This window comes from Haliscomenobacter sp. (genome assembly GCF_041740695.1).
Classification (GTDB): Bacteria; Bacteroidota; Bacteroidia; order Chitinophagales; family Saprospiraceae; genus Haliscomenobacter.
In genome coordinates, this window is record NZ_JBGSLK010000062.1 from 1 (window position 1) to 4,981 (window position 4,981).

Below are 4,981 nucleotides of genomic sequence, written 5' to 3' on the forward strand. Positions count from 1 at the left end.
GGAACTGTGCTGTCGTCATGGGATGAATGGTTTGGTGAAGGAAAAAAGTTGTTGTTTGCTTCAGCCGCGCCATTCGGTTTATTGTGTTTCTGGTTAGGAGACGGGGAAATGGGAAGGATTCTTTCAGAGGGGAGGGGAAAAAATTATAAGGGAATGATTCTGCCTAGTCCGATTGCCATGCCTTCTCCAATGCCAAGCATAGCTGGTAAGGATAAATTGGATTTACATTTGAGGTAATACACTTTGGGTGAATCCGCACTGCGGGATAAAAACTTACTGCGATCCAGGTGGGTAAGTTGCGCATGGATAGGGTATGGAAAGTCCAACGCAAGCTGCTCAGTCATGTGTTGCAGGTGTTCATTGACGCGTTGTTGTAAGACCTGTACCTGGGCAAGGAGACTCAACTCCAGGTCTGCCGCAATATCGTTTTTGGCTCCACCCGTAAAAGGAAGATAGGCTTCGATGAGGTAATTTTGGGGCTTTTCCAGAACAGTGCAAGGATGATTGAAGGTGTCGATTTGTTCGATACCTAGGGAATACTCCTTGTTTTGCCAACGAAATGACCAGCTTTGGGCAGCAATGGACTGTTTTATGGCTTGCACTCCTTCATTGATGGCCACTATTCCAGCTTGCTTACCGATGCGGCAAAACTGGATCAAGGGATAAGTGCCTTCAAGTGGGCTCAAGCCTTCCAGCCCAACTGCGGGAGGAAACATGTGCAAAAAAGCGGTCCGCCAGAGTGGGAGCTCGTGGCGCTTGAGAGGAAGGTTGAAGGTGAAGTGGGCGATCCTGGCAACTTGACTCATGCTGGCGATTCCGCTTGGTAGTATTTGATGAAACTCATCATTTCTTGGATGCGGGCGTGGATGGAGAAAATGGAGTTAGATGCATATACTTTTTCTGGATATTGATTGATCAATGAGGAAAAAGGGCCGAGATAAAGCACCAACGGAAGTGTTTCTTCCAGGTAATAGGGCAATAAATGATCAAACTTGTTGTTCGTTTCCTCGTCATAAATGCCTTGATGGGGTAAGTTGTCAAAAACAATCAAATCATAGGTATTCGCGGTTTCCTTAGGACAGGGTAGGAGGGAATAGTCAAAATGTACCTCTTTGTAGCGGGTTTCGGGAAACAAACTTTGAAGGTAAACTTTACGTTCAGGGGATTTACAAATCACTAAAAAACGGGTAAAGATGGAATTTTCCAACTCGTAAGCACTAGCAATTTCTTCATCTATTTGATCAATTAACATGAGGATATTGCTGCTGATTTGGTTGAAGGTGCGCAACTCTTCATCTTTGCTTAATGACCCAATTATCCGATGGTTGGTCAATTCATTCAACTGGGTGTTGAGTGAGATGACCAAGTTGTACTTATTCGTGTGCTCAAAAACCTGCTTAAGCCTTTGCAATACCTCGCGCAGGTTTTTTTCTACCATTTGTTTGAGCTGCTTTTGCAGTTTTTCATGTTGTGGCATCATGGTGAAGTTTGGTAAAACATAAAATCAATTTAAGGATTGCTGAAGGTTATTTTCTTTCCCTTCTCCTCCCCAATCCACTCGGCTACTTTTTTCAAGTTTGCATTCTGACCATAAGGCCTTTGCCAATTTTCACGCTCTGCTTTCGCGGCACTGGCACAGTGTTTTTGTAAAATATCGATTAATGCATCATGATAGGCCTCCGGAAGTACTCCCTGCGGCATCTCTTTCAACAACTTATCATACTTGCCCTGATGAATTGTTTCTACGAACTGTCGTACAATTTTTTTCATGCCCTCAAAGAAATCTCGACTGCCAATTACCAGAGTTGAAAAATCGGCCCCTTTTTGTCGCGCATCTTCACCTTTAGCCTCATTGGCAATTGCTTTTTCCTTCAAGCGAATATCCTCTTTTCGCTGTTCCAATTGTGCCAACAAATTTGCTTTGTGCTCCTCCAATGCTTGGTAGAAGCGCAGTTGGAGCTCATTACGAATATCGTCGCTGGAACGCGCTGGAACATACTGGGTTGACAATTTGGATGCCTGCTTCAGAATGAGAGCCGAGTCCAGTTGCTCTTTGCTGAGAATTGACTGGAGTTCGATGGGATTATTGGAGCGTTTGGAGTATGGTTTTAAAGCTTCAGAAGCATTTTTGGCTGCCGTAAATTCATTGCCCTTACCCAACTCCAATTTCATGTACACCAGACTTGAATCTACTTCACGGGTAGGTTCCAGGGCCATACTTAAAAGCTCCTTCAATTGAGGGGAACTTAGCCAACCTTTGATTTTGGAACCCATGTACACTTCGTAAATAGCTAAACACTCAAGTTCAGCCTTTGACAAGGCAGGAAGGCTTAATTTTACTTTGCCGTAACCCAGTGGTTTGGCCATCCCCAGGCCATGAAAGGTGTCCTGGTCGAAGCGGTGAAAAGTGAGGGCACTCAACAATGCACCCAGTTCAACTTTCTTGAGGTTGTGGTAACGAATGGTAAATTTAAACCGGGCACCCGTTTCCAAAGGCACAAAACGAACCCCTACGTCTCCGGAGCTTTTTGGAGGGATATCATTGCTTTTTACGCCTTCCAGGTGTACAGGGTAACGTTTCCAGCCCGCCACCTGGGCCCCTTCATCCATGAAGGTTTTGTAGCTGCCCGTTTTGCCATTGGCATCCACGGTTTGGAGAACATAAGTTGGATAATAGGAAGCTTTTGGGCTAGACAAGACTACTTCAACCATTTTCCCAGGCACACAGCCCGCCTGAGCGGCAGCATGGCCAAAATGCACCCTGCCTTTGAGGCTTTCCAGGGCTGACTCTCCATTGACAAAGCCAAACAACAAATCAGCAAAATCTGGTTTATGGCCTTCCGTATGTTGAGCCGGCATCGCCTGGCGAATGGATTTTTGGTAGGGGAGTTTAAACAAATAGGACAAGCCAATTGCAATCACTTTCCCCTGATTGTCTTTGTGGAAAAACACAGGAATGGCTTTCCCTTTTTGGTTTTTTTCTTTGGGCGACAATTCATTGCGCCAAAATCGCCAATCTTCTGACCAGCGACTTGGATCCTGATCAAAATAGGCAAAGAAGAAATTGTTGATGACTTCCGGATCAACGGTGTGCACCACATTTCTGTCGGGTTTAAAAAAAATAAATTCCAGGTGATGCCCTTCCCATTTGCCTGTGGGGCGTTGAAACCGAGGACTGGGTTGCCCCGTAAAAACAATTTCACCCGGCAATGCAGCAGGATTGTCTCTGTCTATTTCATAGATAGGTCGCCCGGCACTGTTTGCTGCAAAGCTGAAGCGATTGACCCGGGATTGCCCCTGGGCGAGCTGTTCAAAGCGCCGATATTTGAATCGAGCTGCTTTTTGTGCGTCTTTACTTTGGTCAAAGCCGTTGCCTTTTAGAAAATAGGTACTGAAATCAGTATTGTACATTTCGTCCAAATGCTGGTGGCTGATGCGCCCTGGATGACCACAGTCTTCCAAACTGTAAGTTCCATCAGCATTCTTTTTTAGCCAACCTCCATAAACCGTATCAGGTTTGAATTTGCTCAGGTACAATTCTTTGATGGTACCCGACAAATCTCGAATGGCATAACGGTCGTCATTGACCCGATCCCCCATTTTGCCAAAACTCATTATTTCCAATACGCTCCGCACCATACCTTTGAGCGAAGAACCTGGTAGGTAATATTTACCCTGGTGTTGAAAAAAATCAGAACTGTGGTCAATGCTGCCTTTCCCCTGACCATCACGCACAAAAATTGGGCTATGCGCCTTAAGTTCCACTTCTATTTCTCCTGATTGTGCATCTTCAAATGGGATGTCCAGACTTACTTGCTCAGCCCATTCTGGATAAACCACCTGATTGCTCAATGGCACAAAGTTATAGGGCGCTTTAAGGATACTCATGATTGATCTTTTTGGTTGGGATTAAATAAATCCAGCAAAAGCCGACCAGGCAGGTAGTAGCGTGGTCATGCCTTCCAAGAGTTCATCGTTCACACTTTGCCAGGCTTCAGCCATTCGATAATTGGCACCTCCTAAATCATGGCCGATGTAAGGCACGTAGGAAATGGAATAACCTTCAGGAAAGTTTTTTAGGTCATATACGGTCACCTGGTACACCCCTTCAATATTCCGTACCTGGATGCTGATTCCTGAATTTTTGTCAGATGTAAAAAAATTGGCCTCAATCACAAAAGGTAAGGCTTTGAACCAGGCAGGATCAATTTTTCCTTTGCGAATTATCCTGGGTTCTTGCTCATCAGACAACCAGTAATAACCATCGTATTCCACTGCAAGGATTTGAGGGTAGTTGGTTAAAGTATTAAAGATATTGGTCATTGCTCATCGGTTTTAATGGTCCAGGAACCTTGAAAAACGCCATGCCCTTTGTTGATACTTCCCCCCAGTTGTAAGCGGCCAGCACACAAATCATTGAGACTCGCCTCAAAAGCACTTTTTATTGAGGGATCTGCGAACGCGTGTTTTTTTTCTACATGTACCTGCAAGTTGATTGTAGAATCGGTAGCACTTACTTCTTCACTAAACAAAGCACCATCCCGAGCTCCACCAGTGAAACGGTCAATGGCCACATGGTTGAATACTTTACTGCTGACTTGGGTTGGAGTGAGGTAACAATCACTCAGGATTACATTGCCACGCGCTCCATTTTCTTTGTATTTGGCAAATCCAAACAGTGCCTGGATGGCGAGGTTTTTTTCGCCTACTGGTAGGAATTGTTCCAAAGGGGCATCACCAGTTAATTGAGCTTCAAATTCTCGCCAATAACTGGAATCTTTGATGACCATCGCTTCAACCTCTTTTTTCAATCGTTGCCACTCCGTCGAGTTACTGCCGTAGTTTAGGTCTTCGGGGGCATAATTGAGTTTAAATTCACTTAAAGCCTTTTCTAGATCAAAAGAAGACCCAAGTTCATCTTGCCCCAAAGTTTCTACGTAGCATTTTTGGCTTAAATTATAGTGGTAGGCTACCCGGTGGG

At 44.8% G+C, this 4,981-nt stretch carries 5 protein-coding genes; all 5 read right to left on the minus strand.

Features of this window, described 5'->3' with window-relative positions:
- Positions 1-143 precede the first annotated feature (143 nt).
- Positions 144-806 (minus strand): hypothetical protein, encoded by a 663-nt coding sequence (locus tag ACEW9O_RS13630; RefSeq protein ID WP_373550725.1) that lies wholly within the window; start codon positions 804-806, stop codon positions 144-146.
- Positions 803-1,480 carry a hypothetical protein gene (locus tag ACEW9O_RS13635; protein ID WP_373550726.1) on the minus strand — a complete coding sequence of 226 codons (678 nt, stop codon included), beginning with the start codon at positions 1,478-1,480 and terminating at the stop codon, positions 803-805. Before ACEW9O_RS13635 ends, ACEW9O_RS13630 begins: the two co-directional genes overlap by 4 nt.
- Before the next feature lie 29 nt (positions 1,481-1,509).
- On the minus strand, positions 1,510-3,888 hold the full coding sequence (locus ACEW9O_RS13640) for a TIGR03986 family CRISPR-associated RAMP protein (protein WP_373550727.1): 2,379 nt from the start codon (positions 3,886-3,888) through the stop codon (positions 1,510-1,512).
- Between the two features lie 21 nt (positions 3,889-3,909).
- A complete protein-coding gene (locus ACEW9O_RS13645; protein WP_373550728.1) occupies positions 3,910-4,323 on the minus strand; it encodes a TIGR04423 family type III CRISPR-associated protein in 414 nt (137 codons plus the stop codon).
- Positions 4,320-4,981 (minus strand): RAMP superfamily CRISPR-associated protein (locus tag ACEW9O_RS13650; protein WP_373550729.1); only part of this gene is annotated, 662 nt, incomplete at its 5' end. The genes ACEW9O_RS13645 and ACEW9O_RS13650, both read right to left, overlap by 4 nt.